Consider the following 23,502-nt stretch of genomic DNA (forward strand, 5'->3'; position numbering starts at 1 on the left):
ACCGACCTGACGGCAAACCCGCTCTAACAGGAACGAGACCGAGCCTATGACGATTCGCGCCCTGCACGTCGCAAGCGAGCTGTATCCCCTCCTCAAAACGGGCGGTCTCGCCGACGTCGCGGGCGCGTTGCCGCCTGCGCTGATCGAGCGCGGCGCCGATGTGCGGGTGCTGCTGCCCGGTTTTCCCGCCGTGGTCGCCGGCTTGACCGACTTGCGGCCGGTGGCGCAGATGGGCCGCCGTTTCGACGCGCCAGACGTCACCCTCGAACTAGGCACGCTGCCGTCGAACGGCCTGAGCGTCTATGTGATCCGCGCCGGCACCCTGTACGACCGTCCCGGCAACCCCTATCTGAACGACGAACACGTCCCGTACGGCGACAATGCGCAACGCTTCGCCCTGCTCGGCTGGGTTGCCGCCCAACTGGCGCAGCACCTCGATCCGCAGTGGGCACCGCAGATCGTCCACGCGCACGACTGGCACGCCGGACTCGCGCCCGCCTATCTGAAGGCGGCCGAACGGGAGCATGGGCGCCGGTTCGCGCGCAGCATCTTCACGGTGCACAACCTCGCGTACCAAGGGGTCTTTCCGGCGCACCAGTTCGGCCAGTTAGGCTTGCCGGACGACTTCTTCAGCATGCACGGAGTCGAATTCTATGGGCAGTTGTCGTTCCTCAAGGCCGGCCTCTACTACAGCGACCGCATCACCACCGTGAGCCCGACCTACGCCCGCGAAATCCAGACCCTCGCCCAGGGCGGCGGCCTCGATGCCTTGCTACGCCATCGCTCGCACGATCTGAGCGGCATCCTGAACGGCGTCGACTACTCGGTGTGGAATCCCGCCACCGACGCGCTGCTCGAAGATCACTACACGGCCACCCGTCTGGCCGGCAAAGCGGCCTGCAAGGAGGCCTTGCAGAAGCGCTTCGGTCTCGCGCAGAAAAGCGATGCGCTGTTATTCGGCGTGGTGAGCCGGCTCACCGAACAGAAAGGCCTCGACCTGCTGCTCGAAACGGTCCCCGAGATTGTCAAACGCGGCGGCCAGCTGGTGGTGTTCGGCACCGGCGACCCGGCGCTCGAAAACGGTTTGAAACGGGTCGCGCACTCTCATCCGGAATCGGTGGCGGTCGAACTGGGTTTCGACGAAACCCTGGCGCATACGATCGTCGCGGGCAGCGACGTGATCGCGGTGCCGTCGCGCTTCGAACCTTGCGGGCTGACGCAACTGTACGCGCTGGCTTATGGGTCGCTGCCGCTCGTGCATTGTGTCGGCGGGCTGGCGGATACGGTGGTCGACGCGTCGCTCGAAAATCTCGCCGACGATCTCGCCACCGGCTTCGTGTTCGAGCGCTTCGAGCCGAAAGGCCTCTCAGCGGCGATCCGCCGCGCGTTTGCGCTCCATGGCCGCCGCACCGAGTGGAAAGCCACCCAACGGAGGGCGATGCGCCAGGATTTCGGCTGGGGCGCCTCGGCCGAGCGCTATCTCGCGCTGTATCGGGAACTCGCCTGATCCTTCTTGTGATGGTTCGACGCAACAACACGGGGACGGATCAACTCGCCTGTGACAAACTCATGTATTGTTTTCTCTCTGTGCAGATCGCGCATTTTTCTTGCACTATCTAAAAGAGTTAAACCATTGAAAGAGTCACGCCGCTTCGGGCGGCCGGCCACGGCCGGTTCGCCGCCGCGGCCGTCCGTCCGTTCCCATTAATCGCGCATTCCTGCTTGCGCGGGCCACACCATGACGAAAAACGTTCTGAGCATTCAGTCACATGTCGTCTTCGGGCACGCCGGTAACAGCGCGGCCGTGTTTCCGATGCGCCGGCTCGGCGTGAATGTCTGGCCGCTCAATACCGTGCAGTTCTCGAACCACACGCAATACGGTCATTGGACCGGCGGTGCGATTCAGGCATCGGAGATGGAAGATCTGGTCGACGGTATCGGCGCAATCGGCGTGCTGCCGCGCTGCGATGCCGTGCTGTCGGGCTATCTGGGCACGCCCGAGCAGGCGCAATCGGTAGTGGAAATCGTCAAGGCCGTGAAGGCCGCCAACCCGCGCGCGTGGTACTTCTGCGATCCGGTCATGGGCGCCACGAGCGGCTGCAAGGTCGAACCGGGTATCCAGGAGTTTCTCGTCCGCACCATGCCGGCAGTGGCCGACGCGATGGCGCCGAACCATACCGAGTTGCAGCGCCTCGTGGGCCGGGAGATCGAGACGCTCGAAGAAGCCGTGACCGCGTCCCGCGAGGTCATTGCCCGTGGACCGAAGCTCGTGCTGGTCAAACATCTGCTCGATCGCAACAGCCCTGCCGACCGCTTCAACATGCTGGTCGTCACCGAGCGCGAGGCCTGGATGGGTCAGCGCCCGCTCTACCCGTTCGCGCGGCAGCCGGTGGGCGTCGGCGATCTGACGAGCGCAGTGTTCGTCGCGCGCACGCTGCTGGGCGATTCGATTCGCGCGGCCTTCGAGCACACGCTGGCCGCCGTGAACGCTGTCGTCAAGGCAACGTGGCAAGCCGGGCGCTACGAGCTGGAACTGGTCGCGGCGCAGAGCGAAATCGCGCAACCGCGTGAATGGTTCGACGCCTGGGTCGCGGAAACGGCCTGAGACGGGATAACCGCCCTGCACTCGCGCGACTCGACACGCACCCGGCAGCCTCGCGTGTCTGCTGTGGTTCGAACCGGCACGCGGCGCCCAACCCGCATTTGTCAACTGAGCGTCCTATAATGCGTGCCGCGTAGGCTCAGGCCGCCGGCCGCCTACGCCGCATTTTTTTGGCGTCCGGGCGTCAATCATCCGGGCATCCGGGCATCCGGCATTCAGCAGACGAGGCATTGATGGACGGTTATATCCGCAGCGAGCGGGAAGAATTTTTTGAGCAGTTGTGCATGAGTGTCGACGCGGACGAAGCGCACGAGCAGGAAGCAATCGAGTTCTTCGAGAGCCAGTTCGACCAGGCCGACTTCGACCCCGCACAGTGGCTCGACATCGCGCTTTACTATTCGCCGGCCGTGGCGCGCGGCATCGTCGATATGGTGACGCCCGACGACAAGGCGCGTAGCAACATCGCCGAAGTCATCGCCGACAACCTCGACATTTCCTACGGCGAGGACGAGTGCCAGCAGTTCGCCGAGACCATCGAATTCGCGTTGAACAACGGCGTGCCGGTGGATCTCGACCTGGTGCTCGACGGCTGCCAGCGCGCGATCGACGATCTCGACACCTGGGCGGACGAAGAGACCAAGGCGCCCCTGCTGCGTCTGCGTGAAGAATTGCTGCGCCAGCAAGGCGAGCATTGAGCGCATCGTTTTAGCTTGCGGCCGGTCGCATCGGGCGATTCGGCCGGGCCTCAGATTTTTCACCGGTGCTATGCGAACGCCCGTTTGCGCAACTGCACCGCAGCAGTAAAGCCGGCGCGCTCGCGCCGGTTTCCCGGGCGGCTTCTGCGGGCCGCCCTTCGCTTCTTCGGCAAATACAGGCCGCCCCATTTCTTAAGCATATGCCGCAATCCGCACCCGCGCGCCGCCGCTGACAGGCCGCCAGCCTAAGCGCTGCGCGGCCTATGCCGAAATGCTCATTCAAAGCGCCGCGAACTGCCAAGACGCTCATAAATTGGCTTTCTATATTCGCGCCAGATTGACCGGCATGTGAACGCCACGGCACGTCGATCCAGCGTTACCGCTTGCTGCCTGCAAACCTGAAACTGTCGAAGGAGAGAGACATGAGTCTTCACAACACGCTGAAACCGCTTGCTCTATTTGTTGGCGCTGCCCTCGCAATCGCGCCGCTAGCCAGTTTCGCCGACGACCTGCCGGTGAAGATCGGCTTCGCCGCGCCGCTCACAGGCGCCAACGCCGGCTATGGGAAAGATCTGGAGAACGGTGTCCGGCTTGCGATCGAAGAAGCCAACGCCCAGAAGCTCAAGATCGGCGGCAAGGTCGCACAATTCCAGCTCGTCTCCGAGGACGACCAGGCCGACCCGCGTATCGGCGTGCAGGCCGCGCAGAAGCTGGTGGACGCGGGCGTATCGGCGGTCGTCGGCCACTTCAATTCGGGCACGACGATTCCCGCCTCGCAGGTGTATGAGCAGGCCGGCATTCCGGTGATCGATCCGGCCGCGACCAATCCGGTCATTACGGGGCGCGGTTTCGCTAACACCTTCATGGTGATTTCCACCGATGCGCAGAACGCCGGCAACGCGGGCGTCTACGCCGTGGAGGTGACGAAGGCCAAACGCATCGCGATCATCGACGACCGCACGGCGTTCGGCCAGGGCGAAGCCGACGAGTTCGAGAAAGCGGTGAAAGCGCATGGCGGCAACATCGTGACGCGCGAATACACCGACAATCACGCGGTGGACTTCAGCACGCAGATCACCAGAATCAAGGCGGCCAATGCGGATCTGGTTTTCTTCGGCGGGCTGGATACCCAGGCGGCGGGCTTCGCGAAGCGGATGAAGCAATTGGGCCTGAACGCACAACTGGTGGGCGGCGGCGGCGTGATGGACGAGGACTTCATCAAGCTCGCCGGCGAGCCGTCCGAAGGCGCGATGGCGTGGGAATACGGCAGGCCCTTGGCCCAGTTGCCGGGCGGCAAGGACTTTTCCGCGAAGTTCAAGAAACGCTTCGGGGTGGACATCCTGTCGTACGCGCCGTTTGGCTATGACGGCGCGTGGGCTGCGATCAAGGCGATGCAACAGGCGAAATCCACGTCGCCGGCGGTTTATCGGCCGGTTCTCAAAGCGATCGACTACGACGGCGTGACAGGCAAGATTTCTTTCGACAGCACCGGGGCGCTGAAGAGCGGCGCTTCCACGCTGTACCAGGTCAAGAACGGGGCGTGGGTTCCGATCGTGACCAAGAGCGGAAGTTAAGGGTCTTCGTTTGCTCTTGACAGAGTAGTTTGGTATGGACCGAGGCGGTGCTGTTTCACCGCCTCGGGCCATATCGGTGCCGCTGCCTCCGCGGATACCTCTGCCGACACCGCACGCGCCTATCTGACCACCTTCACCACCACCTCGGCGTCGAGATCCCGCTCGATCCGCACAAGATCATCCGTCACACCGGCGAACTCATCGGCTGAGCACATCTGGTGCCCGAATGCGGCCTGAAGATGGCGCCTCACCTGCAAGACCCGCGCAACAGGATCGAACACGTAGCGGGAAGAAAACTCGAAGAAACGATCCTTCACCGCGGCATCCGGCGGCACATCCGTCACATGGACGAAGCTCGGCAGCGTCAGCTCCAGTGTTTCGTCGAACGTTCCTCCCAGACACGCCCAAGGCTGCGTTCTCGATGGTTGCGCCAGCCACGCCTGCACCTGCCCGGCCATGCCGCCGGACAAGCTCGTCAGGGCCGGCACAGCGGTCGTCCCATCGGTCCAGACAAAATGCTCCACGCGTCCCTGCATCGAAGTGGAAAAAGGGCCGTCCGTAGCGGCCACGTCGCTGGTCTGCAAATGCGCTGTGCCGTGCAAGCCGGTCTGCAACAGACGATTCGCGGCAATCTGCTGGGTGCCCTGCCGCGTTGCCCGTCGAAACAGATTACGTTCGAGCTCCGCCGTATAGCCGCTATCCTCCACGCGATAAGCGTAACTTGCCGCTCCCTGCTCGTCGACGTCGATCTGCAGGCGCGCCGTGCGTTCGCGCAACTGGGTGGCCGGCGTGCGCGCCAGCACACCCTCGTCGACCAGCAAAACCGGCCGGTCCATCACGCTCGGCGGCAGGTAGCCAAAACTCACGCCGCCCGCCGTAGTGTCGGCAAATAACGATAGATCAGGAATCCAGATGATTGCGTGATTGATCGCGCTGCTTCCATATCCCGGCACGGACGGCAAACTGTAGTACGGCCCGAGATTGAGCAGCACAGCCTCGCTGCGGATGCCAACCGCGGCCAACAGCGCGCTGTACAAGGCGACGTGATCCTTGCAGTCGCCATAGCGATTGCGCAGGATGTCGACCGCCTTGTGCGGGATCGCCGCCGTCTCGCCGAGAAACAGCGCCACGTAGCGAATATTCAAACGCATCCAGTCGTACAGGATCCGTGCTTTCGCGCGCGCGTCGCTCGCCTGCGCGGTCAGGCCTTGCGCGAGCCGGATTATCGCCGGGTCGCTCATCGTCGGATCCGCAGCGGGGCCGCGATAACGCGCGGCGAAGTTCGCGAAGTCCGGCACCGTCGACACCATCAGCCGGTCGCCCCAGTTCGCATAGCCTACCGCGCCCGCTTCGAGCGGCGCGTAAGGACCGTGCCGGTAATCGAACTCGTAGCGGGTGCGGCCGTTCGCCGTGACGGGCGGCAGCGCGACGTAGCCGCGCGCATCGGCATAGAGGGGAACGTCGGCGGGCAGATCGAAGATCAGGCGCTGCAACTCGACGGGGTCGCGAGTCGGTTCGACCAGGTACGCGAACGTGCCCGCCTGTAGCGCTTTCGCGCGGGTCTTGCGAAACGCCAGATGCACCCGTGCGCCGGGTTCGACGCCCGGAAAGATCACCGTGCGCAACACCCCGTCTTCGAAACTCGGCGCGCCGGCCGAGCGCGGTTCCTGCACGTCGCGAATCGCTTCGGGGCCGACCGGATGCGCGACGCCATCCGGATCGATCGTTTCAGCGGCGAGCAATTGCACCTGCTCGATGTCCTTGTTGAACCACACGTAACGTTGCGCGATATCGTCGACGCCGCTCGTCGTGTTGGCGCGCAAAACCGTATCGTCATGTTCTTCAACAGAGCCGTCTTTCTGGATCACGAAGAGGTGGACGTCACGCTCGATCGTCGAAGGGGAAAGGTCGTCGTTGGGGGTGCCGGCGATGCTCAATGCGCCCGGTCCGCTCACATCACGGCTCTCAGCCTGCGCAGCGGCCACACACGCAAGCAGCGTCAACGCGGCGGCCACCGTCGCAAACGGCGCGCACCGGGTCATGTGCGACGCGCCCTGCCTCGCGCTCGCCACGCAAGCGGACTCGACGCGAACTCCGCGCGAAATGCATGGTTGAAATTCGACAGATCGTTGAAGCCGCAATCGAGCGCGATATCGACGACCTTCGCGCTATCGTCGCGAAGCCGCAGCGCCGCCGCTCGCAAACGCGCCCGCAATAGATACTGATGCGGCGTCACGCCGGTCACGCGCTGGAACGTGCGCAGAAAGTAGAACTCGCTCAGGCCTGCGGCGGCAGCGAGGCTCGTCAGCGTGTGCGCGGCACCAGGTGCGTCGTCGATCAGGCGCACCGTTTGCGCCACGCGCGACCAGGTTGCGGCGCTCGCGGCGGGTTCCGCACGCGTCAATGCGCCCGCCTCCTTGAGCGTCGAGACGGCCAGTTCAATGGCGAGTTCGTCCCAACCCGCGCCGCCTGCCTCCAGCGCGCCGGCACAGGCGCGCGCGATCAGCGGCGACAAGGCGGGCAGCGATGGAATCCGCGCGCGCCTGAAGTTCAGATCGCCGCCCGCGATGCCCGCATCCGCGGCAAGCCGCTCGAAGTACGCCGGCGCGTAATGAAAGGCGATGCAACGATCGCCAGGCGCATGCCGGTGACCGCATTCGAAACAGTCGCCCGGATTGCCGAGCAGCAGCGCGCCGGGGGTGAGCAACGCGCGTCCCGTGGCGCTCCGGTAGCCGAACGAGCCGGCCACCACCATTGCAATGCACACGCCCGCGTGCCGTTCCTCGAACGGCTGATCGCGGGGGCCGAAGGTGCAGAGGATGTCCGCAACAGCCCAACTCGCACCTTGGGCCAATGGGCGCGCGCTGGTGCCGCCGCGCGTGCCTTCCCGTGCGCGTTGCGCCAGCGCCTGCTGCAAAGTGACGGCAATTTTCCCCAAGACGCACCTCGGCCAAGTCCGTATCGTGGTTTTAGCACATCGGCGGCCGGCGCGGTTTTGCACGTTACGGCGCCCGTGCTTTCACTCGACAACCGAAGGAGCACATCCGATGGACCTGCTGGACGACACTATCGACCGTGGTTTTCACGCCGCCTTGAGCGCCCCGGCGCGAGCCGCCGGAATCGACGCTGCCGACGACCTGTACGGCTGGCTGACCGGCAGTTGGGACATGGACGTACTGCATTACCGCGTCGACCTCCGCCAGGCCCCACGCCGCGGCGAGATTCATTTCGGCTGGGTTCTCGAGGGCCGTGCCGTGCAAGACGTGTGGATCATGCCGCCACGCGGCGAGCGTCACGCCGCGCTCTCGCCCGCCGACAGCATGTACGGCACCACGCTGCGGGTGTGGGACCCGGCGCTGCGGGCGTGGCGCGTGACTTATCTGAATCCGCTGACCGGTCAGCGCGATGAATTGACCGGCCGGCGCGTCGGAGACGATCTGGTGCAGATCGGCACCCATGCCGACGGCACGCCGATTCGCTGGAATTTCACTGAGATTACCCGGGATTCGTTCCGCTGGACCGGCGTGGCGCTGGCGCAAAATGGCGTAACGTGGACACTCGAAGGCGAATTCCACGCGCGGCGCAGGCGTTAGGTCATCAGCTTTCGGGCGCAGCGCTCAATCCGCTCCGCCGATTTGCCCGAGCAAGGCCTGTAGCCGCTCAACATGCCTGAGCAGCAAATGCCGATGCTTTTCGATCTGCTCGAGCCGCCCGGCGAGGTCGGCCTGAATGGGGTCGTCGAGATCGGCGGCCGCGATCACGTCCTCCACTTTCGATCGCATCGTTGCAAGGTCCACGGGCGCATGACTCAAATGCCGCTCGAAGCGCCGCACATCCTGCATCGCCAGATCGCGAACTTTGCGGAAGTGGGCCTGCCGCCGATGCGCTTCGGCATCGAGCGTCTCCTCTTCCACGCGCTTCGCCGGGTTCGCCTGACCGAAAATCGGCTCGGGCGGCCGCAGCACCGTCTTCTTGCGCACCGGATGCGCGGTGCCGCGAAAACGCGCGAGCGGCTGTTCGTTGTCGATCGCCTCACGTGCATTGGCCGGGATGTCCTGCCCGGTATGCGACACGTTCATCCAGCCATTCGGCAAACCCGTGACCGCCTCGATTCCACGCACGAACTCCTCGCTGAATTCGCGCTGGCCGGACAACATCAATTTCAGGTAGCTGGCGGAAAAGGTCATCATGCGCGCCAGACGGGTCGCCGCGCCGACCTCGCGGGTCAGCAGCACCAGGTTCGCTCGCCAGACCGGGAGCAGCAATTCGTCGGAATCTTCCATCGCTGGGTCTTCCATCTTTTTGCCCGATGTATGGATGACGCTATATGTACACGTCATCGTTCTGAAAGGGTAGCCGCTTCAGTGTGTGGCGCGCAATGCCCGCACGCGTATTACGTACCGGTCGACGTGTTGAAATGGCACGCTAGCGCACACTGTCCCGGGATAAATCGCCACGAAGCCCGGCGTTTTGAGTTGACCCTTGCATTCGGTCAGCGTTCCCACGCGGCACGCGCGATATGTGGCATCCTCTTGACCCGTTGCGGCACGCCGCGTGCTGCAGCATCAGCACCATCACCATGATTTAAGGATTCTGTAATGAAGAAAATCGTTCTCGCCATCGCAGCAACCGTTGTCGCCCTGAGCGCGATCGCTCCCGCCCAGGCGTATGAGCATCACCCCGTATGCCACAAAGTGCGCGTTCATCACCACTGGGAACGCCACTGCCACTAATTGTTGTGCAGCGCCGCCACGCGGCGCGTATCGGAGAGCCTCGCCACAAGCGGGGCTTTTTTGTGGCCACGCCGCTTCGACGCGATGCAATCCCTAGCGCATGGCCGCCCGCCTCAACGCGGCAACGAGACCCTGTTCGACGCTCTATACGTTCGGCGCGAACGCCGCAGCATGCAATCACGGACACATGCTGTTACACCTTTGCGGTGCGAGCCGACGCGGCTGCGGCCTCGCATAACGCGAAGCGCGCTGAGCCGCGTGGAGAAGAAGGGAGGAATAGTCGTGACGGCGACGGCTTCAGGTAGCCGCTTCAGGTAGCCATTTCAGGCAGCCATTTCAGGCAGCCGCCGTCAGGCTGCGCGTACGCGCTGCAATGCCGTCGCCACCAGTTCTTCCAGCAAAGGCTCGACCTTCACCGCCAGCCTTTCGTCATACGCATACGGCATCTGCTCCTCCATATACGTAATCTGCGACAACTCGAGCTGTATCGCGTGCACGCCCTGCGCCGGCTGCCCGTACTCGCGCGTGATATAGCCGCCCTTGAAGCGGCCGTTGGCGACAGCGGAATAAGCGCCGTGCCGCTCGACTATCGCGGCCAGTTCTTCAGCTACGCCGGCCACCGCGCTGGCACCGTTGGATGTGCCGAAGTTGAAATCCGGCAAACGTCCTTCGAAAAATCGCGGCACGTGCGAGCGAATCGAATGGGCTTCCCACAGCAACACCTTGCCGTGCTTCGCCTTCAGCGCGGCGAGCTCGCCCGCCAGCGCATCGTGATAAGGCTTCCAGTAAGCATCGCGCCGGCGCGCGACTTCGGCGTCGGTCGGCAGATGGCCTTCCAGGTACAGCGGCTCCTTGTCGAAGGTATCGACCGGCAGCAAGCCGGTGGTGTCCTGCCCCGGATACAGATTCGCGCCGTCGGGCGGGCGGTTCAGATCGATTACGTAACGCGCGTACGTGGGCGCCAGGATCGACGCGCCCATGCGCTTCGCAAAGGCGTAGAGTCGGTCGAGATGCCAGTCGCAGTCGTCGGTGCGCTGCGCGATCGGCGTCATCGTTGCAGCGATGTCGGCGGGAATTTGCGTGCCCAGATGCGGGATCGAAATCAGCAACGGCAGGCTTCCCCGCTGCAGCGAGAAAACCGGCGGAGTGGTTGCGGTAGACGAAGCGGTCATATCAGTCCGGAATCGATAAAAGTCGAAGGCTCAGCTTACTCGGCTTGTTCAGTCATTCACGCGAGCATGTCGCCGCTGCCGGCAGCACCGGCAGCAGCGACACTCGGCATTACCCTAGCGGAGCAAGTCGGCGAGCGCCCCACGATAGCGCGTAAAAGCGCCCTCCTCGTCACGATGACGGCGGTTCTCGACAATCTTGTCGCCCCCCGTGTAGACATCGCGAATCGGCGACTCGCCATGTTCGCAGAATACAACGCCCGAGAGCCACGCGTTGGGCGCGTGCTCGGCAATGCTCGAATGATCCGCATCGAGCACCAGCCAGTCGGCGCGGCGGCCTGCCTGCAATGCGCCGACAGCGCGCCCCGTGGCGTGCGCGCCACCCTCGAGCGCGGCGTCGAACAAGCGGTCGGCCACGTGCGTCGCCTGCGGCGAGGCGAGCACATTGCGTTGCCGGCGCGTGAGGCGCTGACCATATTCGAGCAAACGCAATTCCGCCCGCCAGTCGACGCCGATATGGCTATCCGAGCCGATACCGATGCGCCCTTGCGCGTCAAGATACTCGTGTGCCGGAAAAATTCCGTCACCGAGATTGGCTTCGGTGGTCAGACACAAACCGGCAACCGCGCCGCTTTTCGCAAGCGCCAGCGTTTCGTTCGCGTCGACATGCGTGGCGTGCACGAGGCACCAGCGGCTATCGACGTCGAAGCGATCCAGCAGCCATTGCACCGGCCGGGCGCCTTCGGTTTCGAGGCAGGCGTCGACTTCGGCGGTCTGCTCGGCGATATGGATGTGAACCGGCGCGCTGCTATCGATACCGTTCAACAAGGTACGCAGCGAATCGGCCGACACCGCGCGCAACGAATGGGGCGCCACGCCGTAGCGCAACACGGCGCTCTCGGCACGTGCCGCGCGCAACGTACCGAGCAGATCGAGCAGACTCTCCGGCGTATTGATGAAGCGCTGCTGATCTTCACGCGGTGCGCGCGACCCGAAACCGCTGTACTGATACAGCACGGGCAGCATCGTCATGCCAATGCCGCTTGCCGAAGCTGCGTCCACCACGCGCTGTGCCAGCTCCGCCTGATTCGCATAGCGGCTGCCATCCGGCGTGTGGTGCACGTAATGGAATTCGCAGACCGACGTATAGCCCGCCTTCAGCATCTCGATGAAGAGCCACTGCGCGACCGCAGCGAGTCCTTCCGGCGTGATCCGCGCGGCGAAACGGTACATCAGATCGCGCCAGCTCCAGAAGTTATCGGTTGCGTTCGCCCGATACTCGGTGAGTCCGGCCATCGCGCGCTGGAATGCATGCGAATGAAGATTCGGCATGCCTGGCAATACGGGACCCGCGGCTTTTTGCACGCCGTCCGGAACAACCGCCGTATCAGGCGTAACCGATGTCAGCGTGCCGTCTGCGTCCCATTCCAGCAGCACATTGCGGCGCCAGCCGTCGGGCAGATAGGCGTGATCGGCGAATAGTGATTGTTTTGATTGCATCATCTCTCAGGCCCTAGCTCAAATCACGCCGCGTATAAACCGTCTCGCCCGCGCGCACGACCTGCGCGCACAACGGACGCCCAATCCAGTAAGCCAGCTCGGCAAGCGTTTCTACTGACCACACCGCGAAATCCGCCGCGCGCCCAACTTCGAGCGAGCCATGCCGGTCCGCCTTGCCGAGCGCGCGCGCCGCGTGCACGGTCACGCCTTGCAGCACTTCGGGCACCGTCATGCGGAACAAGGTGGTCGCCATGTTCATCATCAGCAGCAGCGACGTAGTGGGCGACGTGCCGGGATTGCTGTCGGTGGAAATCGCAATCGGCACCTGATAGCGCCGCAGCAGGTCCAAAGGCGGCAATTGCGTCTCGCGGATGAAGTAGTACGCGCCCGGCAGCAGCACGGCGACGGTGCCGGACGCCTGCATCGCGGCAACGCCGGCTTCGTCGAGAAATTCGAGGTGATCCGTGGACAGCGCATGGTGTCGCGCGGCCAATGCCGTGCCGCCGCTGTTCGACAACTGCTCGGCGTGCATTTTCACCGGCAGATTGTGGCGCCCGGCGGCCTGAAACACGCGCTCGCTTTGTTCCAGCGAAAAGCCGATGCGCTCGCAAAACACGTCGACGGCGTCGACCAGGCCTTCATCGGCGAGCGCGGGCAGCATCGTATTGCAGACTTCGTCGATATACGCGTCGGCCCGACCCGCGAACTCCGGCGGCAATGCATGGGCACCGAGAAACGTCGTATAGACCGATACCGGATAGCGCTCGCCTAACCGACGCGCGACGCGCAACATCTTGCGCTCGCTGGCGAGATCGAGGCCGTAGCCGGATTTGATTTCGACCGCCGTGACGCCTTCGGCGAGCAGCGGTTCGAGACGCGCGGCCGCCTGGCGGAACAGCGCGTCTTCGTCGGCGGCACGCGTGGCGCGCACAGTCGAGACGATGCCGCCGCCCTGCCGCGCGATTTCTTCATAGCTGACACCGGCAAGGCGCTGCGCGAATTCATCCGCGCGCTGGCCGCCGTACACCAGATGCGTATGGCAATCGACGAGACCCGGCGTCACCCACGCGTCGTGCAAATCTTCGCGCGGCCATGCGGCGTAGTGAGCCGGTAACTCGGACGCTGCGCCAAGCCATGCGATCTTGCCGTCTTCAACGGCAATCGCGGCATCGGGCAGCGTGTGTTGGGGATCGCCCTGAGGGCAAAGTTTCAGGTGATGCCAGACGGTTTGCTTCATCGCGTGCTCTTTGCAGCTCGTTGCGTGTCTGTGGTGATTCGCGGCGCGCTTTGCCGGGCCTGTGCCGGGAGTTAAGTGTGCACGCGAATCGTCGTCATCATTGTGGCTATCACGTATAGCGGATGCTGATCGCGAGCACCGTGCCGGTGCCCTTCGCTGTGCATGACAACGCATTCGGCGTATCGATACGCAGTGTGTCGTCTGCCTCAAGCACATGCGCCTCGCCTTCGTCGCCGAGCGCGAGCGAGACCGAACCGCTCGCGCAGAACAGCAACACCACGTCGGCGGACAATACGCGTTGCGTCGCACCGCGCCACACTTCGCTCTCACCTACCGCCGCGCCACGGCGGACCATCAGGTTGAAGTCGCGCGTGGCGCCGTCGACGAGACGTGCATCGATTTGCGCTTCGCCCGCGAACCGGGCGATATCGAGCGGCTGGGTCAACGCGTACGTCTTCACGGCGTGCGCGCCAGCGGCGGTGGCATCGGTTTCATCCAGCAGCATGCCCGCACCCGACAACAGCGCCAGGGTGCGATCGATACCCGCAAAACGCGAGAACGGTCCGGCTTGCGCCACGTCGGCGATGCTCACCCGCCACGTGAACGCGTCGAGCCCCGCGCCGGCGGGAAACGCCGCGACTTCACGCGTGACGCCGCCGCCGTTTTTCCACGGCGTCGCCGCGAGATCGGCGCCGCGAATCAGCGTGGTGCTTGCCGCACCGGCGGCAAGCGTGCTGTGAGGCATGCTGTGAGGCGTGCTGTGAAGCGCCACGATCAACGGCCCAGCATCGGCAGATTCAGACCTGCCTCGCGTGCTGTTTCCTGCGCGAGTTCATAGCCCGCATCCGCATGACGCATCACGCCGGTTGCCGGATCGTTGAACAGCACACGGCCGAGGCGCTCCTTCGCGGCATCCGTACCGTCAGCGACGATCACCACACCCGAGTGCTGGCTGAAGCCCATGCCGACGCCGCCGCCATGATGCAGCGAGACCCACGACGCGCCGCCTGCCGTGTTCAGCAATGCGTTGAGCAGCGGCCAGTCGCTGACTGCGTCCGAGCCGTCTTTCATCGATTCGGTTTCGCGATTCGGGCTCGCAACCGAACCCGTGTCGAGGTGATCGCGGCCGATCACGATCGGCGCCTTCAGTTCGCCGTTCCTCACCATTTCGTTGAACGCCTGGCCCAGACGATAGCGATCCTTCACGCCGACCCAGCAAATCCGCGCCGGCAGCCCCTGGAACGCAATGCGTTCGCGCGCCATGTCGAGCCAGTTGTGCAGATGCGGGTCGTCGGGGATCAGTTCCTTGACCTTCGCATCGGTCTTGTAGATATCTTCGGGATCGCCCGACAGCGCGACCCAGCGGAACGGCCCCTTGCCTTCGCAGAACAACGGACGGATGTACGCCGGCACGAAGCCCGGGAAATCGAAGGCGTTTTCGACGCCCATTTCCAACGCCATCTGGCGGATGTTGTTGCCGTAGTCGAGCGTGGCCGCGCCGCGCGCCTGCAACGCCAGCATCGCCTGAACCTGCTTGGCCATCGACTGCTTGGCCGGCGTCACGATGCTGTCCGGCGCGGTCTTCTGACGCTCGCGCCAGTCTTCGACGCTCCAGCCTTGCGGCAGATAGCCGTGAATCGGATCGTGCGCGCTGGTCTGATCGGTCACGCAATCCGGCGTAATGCCGCGCGTCACGCACTCGGCGAACACATCGGCGGCATTGCCGAGGAGTCCGATCGAAACCGGCTTGCCGGACTTCTTCGCTTCATCGAGCATGGCGAGCGCTTCGTCGAGCGTCTTCGCCTTCTTGTCGACGTAACGGGTCTTCAGACGGAAGTCGATGCGCGTCTCATCGCATTCCACCGCGATCATCGAGAAGCCGGCCATGGTCGCGGCCAGCGGTTGCGCGCCGCCCATTCCGCCCAAACCACCCGTCAGAATCCAGCGACCCGACGGATCGCCGTTGAAATGCTGGTTCGCCACCGAGAAAAACGTTTCGTAGGTGCCCTGCACGATGCCCTGGCTGCCGATGTAGATCCAGCTGCCCGCCGTCATCTGGCCGTACATCATGAGACCCTTGCGATCGAGTTCGTGGAAGTGTTCCCACGTCGCCCAATGCGGCACCAGGTTCGAATTCGCCAGCAGCACGCGCGGCGCGTCCGCATGCGTGCGAAACACGCCGACCGGCTTGCCCGATTGAATCAGCAGCGTCTCGTCCTCGTTCAGATCCTTCAACGACGCGAGGATCTGATCGAAGCAATCCCAGTTACGCGCGGCACGGCCAATACCGCCGTAGACGACCAGCGCGTGCGGATGCTCGGCGACTTCCGGGTCCAGATTGTTCTGGATCATCCGGTACGCGGCTTCCGCAATCCAGGTCTTGCAAGTCTTTTCCGCACCGCGCGGTGCGCGGATCGTGCGGGTCGGGTCCAGACGCGGGTCGATGTGTTTCGGGTTGTTCATGGTGGCCCTCGGAATGCGTGAAAAAGTTCGGGAAGAATTCGGGAAATTAAGTCGAAAACGGCTCGATAACGAGTCGATAAATACGGCGAAATCAGAAATGACCGGTGAAGCGATAGCGGCTGCCGGGATGCCAGAGATTGGCAATCGAGGCGACCTGGCTTTGCGACCACGTGCGCCGATGCAACACGAGGCAAGGTTCGAGTTCGTCCATGGTCAGCAACTCGCGCGTATCCGCGTCCGCCGCCAGGGCTTCAATGCGGTACTCGACGCGCTGCAGCGGCGCGACGCGCACCAGATACTGATTCGGTGTGGTGTTCGTGAAGTCCTGCAACGCGTACTCAGGCGCAACCACCGGATTGACCCAGCGCTCTTCGAGTTGCACCGGTTCGTCGTTTTCAAAATGCAGCACGCGCGAATGAAACACCGGACTGCCCGCGCTCACCTGCATTTCCTCGGCGAGCGCCTCGTCGGCGATGCTCGCGCCGATGTGCAGCACCTTCGCCAGATAGCGATGGCCGCGCGCAACGATTTCGTCGGAGATGCTGCGGATCGCCACCAGCGTCGATTCGTACTTGGGCCGGGCTACGAAGGTGCCCGAGCCCTGCACCCGCGTGAGAACCTGCTCCGAGGTCAACTCGCGCAACGCGCGGTTGACCGTCATGCGCGCGACGTTGAATTCACGCGCAAGTTCGTTTTCGGAGGGCACCTGATCGCCTTCAGCCCATTCGCCCGCATGGATGCGGCCGAGGATGAAGTCCTTGATGCCCTGATAGGCCGGTGCGTTCATTGGCTGGTTCTGCCTGGCTGAGTGTTTATTGTTCGGAGGCAAACGAGAACGGGCTCAGCTTCGCAATCGTGCCGTTCTGCACGAGCCGCGTGACGGCCGCGATATCCGGTGCGAAGTAGTGATCGAGTTCGTAGTGCGCGACGTCCTTGCGCACCGCGTCCATCACTTTCTGCAGGCTCGGGCTGGTCTTGTGCGGCGCGCGCAGATCGACGCCCTGCGCGGCAGCAAGCAACTCGATCGACAGGATGTTCGCGACGTTTTCGGCGATATCGCCGAGCTTGCGCGCAGCGAACGTGGCCATCGACACGTGGTCTTCCTGGTTCGCGGAGGTAGGCAGCGAATCGACCGACGCCGGGTGCGCGAGCGTCTTGTTTTCAGACGCGAGCGCGGCCGCCGTCACGTGAGCGATCATGAAGCCCGAATTCACACCACCGTCGCGTACGAGGAACGGCGGCAGGCCCGACAGCGTCGCGTCGATCAGCAGCGCGATGCGGCGTTCGGCCAGCGCGCCGATTTCGGCGACGGCCAGCGCGAGGTTGTCGGCCGCGAATGCAACCGGCTCCGCGTGGAAATTGCCGCCCGACAGCACTTCGCCCGTATCCGGGAAAATCAGCGGGTTGTCGGACACGGCGTTCGCTTCGAGCAGCAGCACCTCGGCTGCGTGACGCATCTGGTCCAGGCACGCGCCCATCACCTGCGGCTGGCAGCGCAGGCTGTACGGGTCCTGCACCTTGTCGCAGTCGGCGTGCGAAACATTGATCGCCGAGCCTTGCAGCAGCGAACGGTAAGCCGCTGCTGCGTCGATCTGGCCTTGATGGCCGCGCAGTTCGTGAATGCGCGCGTCGAACGGCTTGACCGAACCCGCCGCCGCGTCCACCGACAACGCGCCCGCCACCAGCGCGGTGCGGTACAGGTCTTCGATGGCGAACATGTTGTAGAGCGCGAGCGCGGTGGAGGCCTGCGTGCCGTTCAGCAGCGCCAGACCTTCCTTCGCCTGCAGCGTGAGCGGCTTGAGGCCGACCAGCGCGAGGCCTTCGGTGGCCGGCATGCGTTCGCCCTTCGCGAACACTTCGCCGACGCCGAGCAGGGTGGCCGACATATGCGCGAGCGGCGCGAGGTCGCCCGAAGCGCCAACCGAACCCTTGACCGGAATCACCGGCAGCACGTCGGCGTTGTACAGCGTAATCAGTGCTTCCATCACTTCGCGGCGGATACCGGAGTGGCCGCGGCCCAGGCTCGAGAGCTTCAGCGCGATCAGCAGGCGCACCACCGGACGCGACATCGGCTCACCCACGCCCACCGCGTGCGACAACACCAGATTGCGTTGCAGCAGTTCGAGCTGGTCGTGCGGAATGTGCGTGCTGGCGAGGCGCCCGAAACCCGTATTGATGCCGTATGCCGGCTCGCCCTTCGCGGCGATATCGGCGACGGCTTTGGCGCAGGCGTCGATGGCGGCGTGGCTGGCGGGATCGAGTTGCAGCGCGACGTGTTCGCGTGCGATCTGGCGCAGTTGCGGGAGGGTCAGATAGCCGGGTTTCAGAATCATCATGGTGTGTCCTGTCTTGTCTATACAATTTGAGAGAAGTCTAGCGTCGCCATCCTGTATATACAACCTGTTTTTGCAGCTTCCGACCTAGGGGTTTCCATTAGAACTGAATGCTGGCGCCACGCATGCCACATCCGTCAGCGTTTCGAGCGCTGGGTATGGCGCGCCGGACCCGCTCACCTTGCGGGATAACTTGTATATACACATTCAAAATAGACAGCGGCAAGCGACCAAAAAAGATTCGCCCCGGCGGCCGGCGCAGCCGGGCCTGCCCACGCGCGCGTCACTGAGTTATAGGAGAGCCCGTTGCCGGCGCAAGAAAGCCCGCGCACCCACACCGGAAGCCTTTATTGTTGATTTAAAATCAAGATTGATTTGAGACTAATACGCTTTTTGCGAGAATCAAGACGGCGGATACTGCGTGCATTGCATCGTGTTTCCAGTGTTTCCGGTATTTCCATTAAGGAGAACGTCTTGAAGATTTTCGTTACTGGCGCAAGCGGCTTTATCGGCGGTTCGATCGCGGCGCACCTCGTGCGTGCAGGCCATCAAGTACGCGGTTTGATCCGCAAGCCCGAACACAGCGCCGAACTACAACGCCTCGGCATCGAACCCGTGATCGGCACGCTCGACGACCGCGAATTGCTGATCGCCGAAGCACAAGCCGCCGACGCGGTCATCAACGCCGCGAGCAGCGACCACGAGGGCGCGGTGAAAGCGCTGATCGAGGGCCTCGCCGGTTCCGGCAAACCGTTTCTGCATACGAGCGGCTCGAGCATCGTGGGCGATGCGTCGGGTGGAGAGGCCGGTGAGGCGCGCATCTATCACGAGGACGCCCTGCCCCAGCCGACGGCGGATAAAGCGGCACGCGTCGCCATCGATCAACTCGTGCTCGCGGCCGCACAGCAAAACATTCGCTCGGCGGTGCTGTGCAACACGCTGATTTACGGCCATGGGGCGGTGCCTGGCAGTGCTAGCGTGCAGTTGCCTCGGCTCGTGCGTCAGGCGCAAAAGAGCGGCGTGGTGCGGCATGTGGGCAGCGGCGGCAACATCTGGTCGAACGTGCATATCGACGACGTCGCCGAACTCTATCGCCTCGCATTGGAAAAGACGCCGGCTGGCACCTTCTATTTCGTCGAGAGCGGCGAAGCGTCGTTCCGCGACATGAGTACGGCCATCGCTCACGTGATGAAACTCGGTGAGCCGCAAGACTGGCCGCTCGAAGCGGCGCAAAAGGAATGGGGTTACGAAATGGCTTCGTACGGGCTCGGATCGAACAGCCGGGTACGCGGTGAACGCGCGCGCAAGCTGCTCGGCTGGCAGCCGAAACGTAACTCGGTGATCGACTGGATCGAGCGCGAGATGATTTGATGTTTCGCGAGGAGACGCCCTCCGGGGCGTCCTGGAGAACGTAAGCAGTGTAAGCCGGGGTGTTGCGAATCCGTAAGCTCACCTCGCTAGAATCCGGCTCACGTAATAGTGCGATTCGACGCTACGAGTCGCGCGTGAGTCCGGATTTGATCGATGACCTTGGCGCTGAATTTCTACTGGCTGACCAACCTGCTGGCGATCCTGTTCGTCGTGGCGTGCGTGTACGACGCGCACTACGATGAATACGGCACGCTCACGCTGGCAGCCGCCGCGATGAGTCTTGTCGTGATGGCGATCGAGGTGTTCCTCAGGCCCGCGTTCGACATGGCCTTGTGAGTTCGACACTGCGCCACGCAGCGCCGCCCGCCTCAACCCGCACCTCGCTTCGCAACTGAGCGGCACCGGCACGCTGGCGGACAATCACGATTACAGCACGAGGACGGGCACAAACCGGGCACAAACCGGGCACAAACCGGGCACAAACGGCTGCCTCAAACCGCGACTTCCGGCGGCGCCCGGCGGAAACAGCGTGTGATCCAGCCGAGGTAGCACAAGCCCAGCACGAACCACACCGCACCGAGCACCAGCGCGGTTTTCTCAAGACTCACCAGCAGCCAGATATCCGCCACCGCGCCGGCCAGCGGAAACAGCAGACCGCCGATCACACCCATTGCATTCGCACCGCCCTTCGCGCTGAAGAACTGACGGATCACACACAGATTGACCGCGGTGAATGCGAGAAACGCGCCAAAGTTGATGAACGAGGTCGACGTCGCGACATCGAGTTTCAACGCGACCAGACCGATTGCGCCTGCGATTGCGATATTCAGCGCCGGCGTCTTGAACTTCGGATGCACGAAGCCGAAGATGCGCCGGGGCAAGACTTCGTCGCGTCCCATCGCATACAACAAACGCCCCACGCTTGCCTGCGCCGAGATACCCGAAGCGAATTGCGCGAGAATCAGGCCGGCCAGAAACACCGTGACGAAGATATCGCCGCCCACTTTTCGCGCGACTTCGAAGGCGGCCGAATCCGGATCCTTGAACACCGCCCCCGGGTGCGCGAGTTGCACCGTGTACGCGGCAATCACGAAGATCGCACCGCCGATCAGCGCGATCAGCACGATCGCGCGCGGCATGGTCTTTTCCGGAGCGATGGTTTCTTCGGTCAAAGTCGATACCGCGTCGAAGCCGAGATACGAATACGCGGCAATCGCAGCGCCTGCCATCGTCGCCGAGAACGGCACATGCGGCTTGAAGAAGGGCTCAGCCGAAATCAGGCCGCCAGGTCCCGCCGCAGCGGTCACATAGTGACAGCACAGCACGACGAACAACGCGACAATCGCTAGTTGCACGACCATCAGCACGATGTTGAAACGGTTCGCGAGTTCAATGCCGAGAATGTTCAGCGCGCTCGTCAGCACAATGAACGCCACGATCCAGATCCAGTTCGGAATGTGTGGAAACGCGGCACTGAGATACGCGGCGCCGATCAGCCAGATCACCATTGGCAGAAAAAAATAATCGAGCAAGGTGGCCCAGCCGATCATGAAACCCAGATGCGGATTAAAGGTTTTGCGCGTGTAGGTATAAGCCGAACCCGCCACCGGGAAAAGCCGCGCGAGTTTGCCGTAACTGAGCGCCGTGAACACGATCGCGATCAGCGCGATCAGATACGCGAGCGCGGCGGTATCGTTGCTGGCGCTCGCCAGCACACCATAGGTGCCGTAGACGATCAGCGGCGCCATATAGGCAAGGCCGAACAACAGGACTGAAGGCAGCCCGAGGGTGCGTTTCAGATGCGTGGCCTCAGGCGCGGCGGATGCGCCGGCGCGCTCGGTGGGCGATGTCGGGGTCATGCGGTGTCTCCTCATGCGAATGGGCGAGCGTCGCCGGAGGCGGCGTGGAACGCGCCCCGGTCGAGCCTGGTCGATCAGATATGCTGGAAGCGCGTGTGGCGCGCCTTACCGCGCGCGAATCACACGCGCGGGTTGCCCGTACTCGTCGTTCAGCGTCGCGAGATCGAGTGCAATACGGGCGTCGTGCAGATAACGATAATGTTCACGCGCGCCTTCGAGGTGCGCCGGATCGAGCGTGGCGCGCAGGACCGTTTCTTCATGCCCGGCATCGCACACCACCTCGCCGAACGGATCGATCAGCGCCGATTCGCCGGGAAACGTGAGGTTGTCGTCGCCGGAACCAATGCGGTTCACGAGCGCCGCGAACATCTGGTTCTCCATCGCGCGGGCCACGATTGCCCGGCGATGCACCGGCCCGAACGGCTCCATATTGCCGTTCGTCACGATCAGCAGATCGGCGCCGAGCGAGGCGACCGCGCGCGCCGTTTCGGGAAACTCGATGTCGTAGCAGATCAGCAGGCCGACCGTCAGGCCTTTGAAATTGCATACTTCGTAGCGGTCGCCCGGTTCAAATACGCCGACGTCCGACGCCCACAGATGCGTCTTGCGATAACGCAGCGCGATCTCGCCGCGTTCGTCGACCAGCACCGTAGTGTTGAAAAAGCGCTTGCCGTCGCGCTCGGCGAGACCCACCGCCACCGCAACACCTGCTTCGCGCGCCGCATCGCGGACCGCGCTTAGCGAAGGCCCGTCGATCGTTTCGGCCACCTCGCCGACGGTGTCGCGCGTCGGAAAGCCCGACAGCGTGGTCTCCGGAAACACGATCAGATCGGTTCCGGCCGCGCGTTGGCCGATGGTTTGCAGCACGCGTTGCACGTTTGCCCCGCCGACGCCCATCGCGCCATCCACGATCGGAATCTGGGCCAGTTCGAGTTGCAGCATTCTGTCTCCTGTACTTGCCGGTTTGCTTCGCGTTGAATAGCGGTTATTGTCAGGCCGCCCGCGTTTTCAGGTTGGGCCTATTATTACCAGACATATTTTTGTTCGTAATCACCCGGCTGGGTTACCCTCAACGGAGCACGCATGGAACTCGAATGGCGCGATCTGGCCTTTCATCGCGAGATCGGCGCGGTTATCGAAGCGCTCGACAGCGCGCAATTCTGGACTCGTCTCACGCGCGCGCTGGAACGCTATGTCGCGTTCGATAACTGGGTCGCCCTGCGCTTCACACCTGGCGCAGCGCCGCTCGTCTGCGCCGAATCGCCCACGCCGGACGGCACGGTGGATGCGATGTTCCAGGACTATCTCGCCGCGCTTTATCAGCTCGACCCGTTCTACATCGCCGCGACCGGGAGGCCGGCCTCGGGCTTCGTCACGCTTGCGGACGTCGCGCCCGACAACTTCTCGATGACCGATTACTACCAGCGGTACTTCAGGAAAAACATCGTCGGCGACGAGGTGCATTTCAACTACATGATCGACGCGCGGCATACGCTGGCGTTCTCGCTGGGCGCAACGCATCGCTATGGCGAGCGCGACCTCGCGGTACTCGCGCTGTGCGCGCCCTGGGTGATCGCGTTGCTGCGACAGCGCCTGCCGTATGAGGTATTCGGCGCGCCGCCGCGTGCGGGCGAGGCGGCGACGCAAACACCGGCAGAAGCCGTGACGCAGACAGAAACGGAGGCGCCCGCCTATGCCGCGCGCTTCGAGCAGGTGTCATCGGCGAGCGGCCGTTCACCGCTCACGGCGCGCGAGGTCGAAGTGGCCATGCTGAGCTTGAGCGGATTTTCAACACGCGCCATCGCGGAGAAACTGACGATCTCGTTCGAGACGGTGCGCGCGCACAAGAAGCACATTTATACCAAGCTCAATGTCAACTCGCAGTCGGAGTTATTTGCGCTGTTTTATGAAGCGGGACGCAAAGGCGCATGACGTCCGGCTGATTCGATGCCGGCGCCGCTCATCC

Annotated in this window: 21 protein-coding genes; 9 read left to right on the forward strand and 12 right to left on the reverse strand. The window is 63.6% G+C overall.

Going from position 1 to position 23,502, the window contains the following annotated elements; all coding sequences use genetic code 11:
* Window positions 1-46: 46 nt before the first annotated feature.
* The 4 genes from glgA (at window position 47) to HWX91_RS28060 (ending at window position 4,871) form a co-directional block, all read left to right on the forward strand.
* Window positions 47-1,507, forward strand: a complete 1,461-nt coding sequence (gene glgA / locus HWX91_RS28045) for a glycogen synthase GlgA (RefSeq protein ID WP_030103572.1) — start codon at window positions 47-49, stop codon at window positions 1,505-1,507.
* A gap of 231 nt (window positions 1,508-1,738) precedes the next feature.
* Entirely contained in the window at window positions 1,739-2,605 is an 867-nt protein-coding gene (gene pdxY, locus HWX91_RS28050) for a pyridoxal kinase PdxY (RefSeq protein WP_102857382.1), read from the forward strand.
* Window positions 2,606-2,835: 230 nt separating this feature from the next.
* Window positions 2,836-3,297, forward strand: a complete 462-nt coding sequence (locus HWX91_RS28055) for a hypothetical protein (protein WP_030103574.1) — start codon at window positions 2,836-2,838, stop codon at window positions 3,295-3,297.
* Window positions 3,298-3,719: 422 nt separating this feature from the next.
* Window positions 3,720-4,871, forward strand: a complete 1,152-nt coding sequence (locus tag HWX91_RS28060) for a branched-chain amino acid ABC transporter substrate-binding protein (protein ID WP_030103575.1) — start codon at window positions 3,720-3,722, stop codon at window positions 4,869-4,871.
* 119 nt (window positions 4,872-4,990) lie between these two features.
* On the opposite strand, the gene HWX91_RS28065 is transcribed toward HWX91_RS28060, so the two are convergent.
* Complete coding sequence (locus HWX91_RS28065; RefSeq protein ID WP_102857484.1) at window positions 4,991-6,913, reverse strand: DUF3857 domain-containing transglutaminase family protein; 1,923 nt, start codon at window positions 6,911-6,913, stop codon at window positions 4,991-4,993.
* Window positions 6,910-7,809, reverse strand: a complete 900-nt coding sequence (locus tag HWX91_RS28070) for a helix-turn-helix transcriptional regulator (RefSeq protein ID WP_102857381.1) — start codon at window positions 7,807-7,809, stop codon at window positions 6,910-6,912. Before HWX91_RS28070 ends, HWX91_RS28065 begins: the two co-directional genes overlap by 4 nt.
* Before the next feature lie 109 nt (window positions 7,810-7,918).
* Here HWX91_RS28070 and HWX91_RS28075 point away from each other — a divergent pair, with 109 nt between their 5' ends.
* On the forward strand, window positions 7,919-8,464 hold the full coding sequence (locus HWX91_RS28075) for a hypothetical protein (protein WP_102857380.1): 546 nt from the start codon (window positions 7,919-7,921) through the stop codon (window positions 8,462-8,464).
* Between the two features lie 24 nt (window positions 8,465-8,488).
* Here the strand turns inward: HWX91_RS28075 and HWX91_RS28080 are convergent, their stop codons facing one another.
* A complete protein-coding gene (locus HWX91_RS28080) occupies window positions 8,489-9,154 on the reverse strand; it encodes a hypothetical protein (protein WP_102857379.1) in 666 nt (221 codons plus the stop codon).
* A gap of 315 nt (window positions 9,155-9,469) precedes the next feature.
* On the opposite strand from HWX91_RS28080, the gene HWX91_RS41155 reads away from it, so the two are divergent.
* Window positions 9,470-9,604, forward strand: coding sequence for a hypothetical protein (locus HWX91_RS41155; protein WP_260324179.1), 135 nt, complete (start codon window positions 9,470-9,472; stop codon window positions 9,602-9,604).
* Window positions 9,605-9,954: 350 nt separating this feature from the next.
* Here HWX91_RS41155 and hutG read toward each other — a convergent pair whose 3' ends face one another.
* The 7 genes from hutG to hutH form a co-directional block, all read right to left on the reverse strand.
* Complete coding sequence (gene hutG, locus HWX91_RS28085) at window positions 9,955-10,776, reverse strand: N-formylglutamate deformylase (RefSeq protein ID WP_102857378.1); 822 nt, start codon at window positions 10,774-10,776, stop codon at window positions 9,955-9,957.
* Window positions 10,777-10,890: 114 nt separating this feature from the next.
* A complete protein-coding gene (locus HWX91_RS28090) occupies window positions 10,891-12,276 on the reverse strand; it encodes a formimidoylglutamate deiminase (RefSeq protein WP_102857377.1) in 1,386 nt (461 codons plus the stop codon).
* A 10-nt stretch (window positions 12,277-12,286) separates the two neighbouring features.
* Window positions 12,287-13,510: an imidazolonepropionase gene (hutI, locus tag HWX91_RS28095; RefSeq protein WP_102857376.1), complete on the reverse strand. Its 1,224-nt coding sequence runs from the start codon at window positions 13,508-13,510 to the stop codon at window positions 12,287-12,289.
* Between the two features lie 109 nt (window positions 13,511-13,619).
* Entirely contained in the window at window positions 13,620-14,255 is a 636-nt protein-coding gene (locus HWX91_RS28100) for a HutD/Ves family protein (RefSeq protein WP_102857483.1), read from the reverse strand.
* A 29-nt stretch (window positions 14,256-14,284) separates the two neighbouring features.
* Window positions 14,285-15,973: a urocanate hydratase gene (gene hutU, locus HWX91_RS28105; RefSeq protein ID WP_102857375.1), complete on the reverse strand. Its 1,689-nt coding sequence runs from the start codon at window positions 15,971-15,973 to the stop codon at window positions 14,285-14,287.
* 91 nt (window positions 15,974-16,064) lie between these two features.
* A complete protein-coding gene (hutC, locus tag HWX91_RS28110; RefSeq protein WP_102857374.1) occupies window positions 16,065-16,760 on the reverse strand; it encodes a histidine utilization repressor in 696 nt (231 codons plus the stop codon).
* A gap of 25 nt (window positions 16,761-16,785) precedes the next feature.
* Window positions 16,786-18,309 carry a histidine ammonia-lyase gene (gene hutH, locus HWX91_RS28115; protein WP_102857373.1) on the reverse strand — a complete coding sequence of 508 codons (1,524 nt, stop codon included), beginning with the start codon at window positions 18,307-18,309 and terminating at the stop codon, window positions 16,786-16,788.
* 471 nt (window positions 18,310-18,780) lie between these two features.
* Between hutH and HWX91_RS28120 the strand changes: the two genes are divergently transcribed.
* Entirely contained in the window at window positions 18,781-19,677 is an 897-nt protein-coding gene (locus HWX91_RS28120) for an NAD-dependent epimerase/dehydratase family protein (protein WP_046565881.1), read from the forward strand.
* 153 nt (window positions 19,678-19,830) lie between these two features.
* The gene (locus HWX91_RS28125) at window positions 19,831-20,013 is read left to right on the forward strand and encodes a hypothetical protein (protein WP_030103586.1); all 183 of its coding nucleotides are present in this window, start codon (window positions 19,831-19,833) and stop codon (window positions 20,011-20,013) included.
* A 155-nt stretch (window positions 20,014-20,168) separates the two neighbouring features.
* On the opposite strand, the gene HWX91_RS28130 is transcribed toward HWX91_RS28125, so the two are convergent.
* Both HWX91_RS28130 and HWX91_RS28135 read right to left on the reverse strand, forming a co-directional pair.
* Window positions 20,169-21,536, reverse strand: coding sequence for an APC family permease (locus HWX91_RS28130; protein WP_046565883.1), 1,368 nt, complete (start codon window positions 21,534-21,536; stop codon window positions 20,169-20,171).
* A gap of 105 nt (window positions 21,537-21,641) precedes the next feature.
* Complete coding sequence (locus tag HWX91_RS28135; protein ID WP_102857482.1) at window positions 21,642-22,475, reverse strand: carbon-nitrogen hydrolase family protein; 834 nt, start codon at window positions 22,473-22,475, stop codon at window positions 21,642-21,644.
* Between the two features lie 144 nt (window positions 22,476-22,619).
* Between HWX91_RS28135 and HWX91_RS28140 the strand changes: the two genes are divergently transcribed.
* Window positions 22,620-23,468, forward strand: coding sequence for a helix-turn-helix transcriptional regulator (locus tag HWX91_RS28140; RefSeq protein ID WP_030103803.1), 849 nt, complete (start codon window positions 22,620-22,622; stop codon window positions 23,466-23,468).
* Window positions 23,469-23,502: the final 34 nt, after the last annotated feature.

Origin of the sequence: Paraburkholderia fungorum (assembly GCF_902833645.1) — a bacterium.
Classification (GTDB): Bacteria; Pseudomonadota; Gammaproteobacteria; order Burkholderiales; family Burkholderiaceae; genus Paraburkholderia; species Paraburkholderia fungorum.

What these genes read in the sequence shown, in the direction of transcription:
- glgA (WP_030103572.1), top strand. Translation starts at nt 47, where the DNA reads ATGACGATTCGCGCCCTGCACGTCGCAAGCGAGCTGTATCCCCTCCTC.
- pdxY (WP_102857382.1), top strand. Translation starts at nt 1,739, where the DNA reads ATGACGAAAAACGTTCTGAGCATTCAGTCACATGTCGTCTTCGGGCAC.
- HWX91_RS28055 (WP_030103574.1), top strand. Translation starts at nt 2,836, where the DNA reads ATGGACGGTTATATCCGCAGCGAGCGGGAAGAATTTTTTGAGCAGTTG.
- HWX91_RS28060 (WP_030103575.1), top strand. Translation starts at nt 3,720, where the DNA reads ATGAGTCTTCACAACACGCTGAAACCGCTTGCTCTATTTGTTGGCGCT.
- HWX91_RS28065 (WP_102857484.1), bottom strand. Translation starts at nt 6,913, where the DNA reads ATGACCCGGTGCGCGCCGTTTGCGACGGTGGCCGCCGCGTTGACGCTG.
- HWX91_RS28075 (WP_102857380.1), top strand. Translation starts at nt 7,919, where the DNA reads ATGGACCTGCTGGACGACACTATCGACCGTGGTTTTCACGCCGCCTTG.
- HWX91_RS28080 (WP_102857379.1), bottom strand. Translation starts at nt 9,154, where the DNA reads ATGGAAGATTCCGACGAATTGCTGCTCCCGGTCTGGCGAGCGAACCTG.
- HWX91_RS41155 (WP_260324179.1), top strand. Translation starts at nt 9,470, where the DNA reads ATGAAGAAAATCGTTCTCGCCATCGCAGCAACCGTTGTCGCCCTGAGC.
- hutG (WP_102857378.1), bottom strand. Translation starts at nt 10,776, where the DNA reads ATGACCGCTTCGTCTACCGCAACCACTCCGCCGGTTTTCTCGCTGCAG.
- HWX91_RS28090 (WP_102857377.1), bottom strand. Translation starts at nt 12,276, where the DNA reads ATGATGCAATCAAAACAATCACTATTCGCCGATCACGCCTATCTGCCC.
- hutI (WP_102857376.1), bottom strand. Translation starts at nt 13,510, where the DNA reads ATGAAGCAAACCGTCTGGCATCACCTGAAACTTTGCCCTCAGGGCGAT.
- HWX91_RS28100 (WP_102857483.1), bottom strand. Translation starts at nt 14,255, where the DNA reads ATGCCTCACAGCACGCTTGCCGCCGGTGCGGCAAGCACCACGCTGATT.
- hutU (WP_102857375.1), bottom strand. Translation starts at nt 15,973, where the DNA reads ATGAACAACCCGAAACACATCGACCCGCGTCTGGACCCGACCCGCACG.
- hutC (WP_102857374.1), bottom strand. Translation starts at nt 16,760, where the DNA reads ATGAACGCACCGGCCTATCAGGGCATCAAGGACTTCATCCTCGGCCGC.
- hutH (WP_102857373.1), bottom strand. Translation starts at nt 18,309, where the DNA reads ATGATGATTCTGAAACCCGGCTATCTGACCCTCCCGCAACTGCGCCAG.
- HWX91_RS28125 (WP_030103586.1), top strand. Translation starts at nt 19,831, where the DNA reads ATGACCTTGGCGCTGAATTTCTACTGGCTGACCAACCTGCTGGCGATC.
- HWX91_RS28130 (WP_046565883.1), bottom strand. Translation starts at nt 21,536, where the DNA reads ATGACCCCGACATCGCCCACCGAGCGCGCCGGCGCATCCGCCGCGCCT.
- HWX91_RS28140 (WP_030103803.1), top strand. Translation starts at nt 22,620, where the DNA reads ATGGAACTCGAATGGCGCGATCTGGCCTTTCATCGCGAGATCGGCGCG.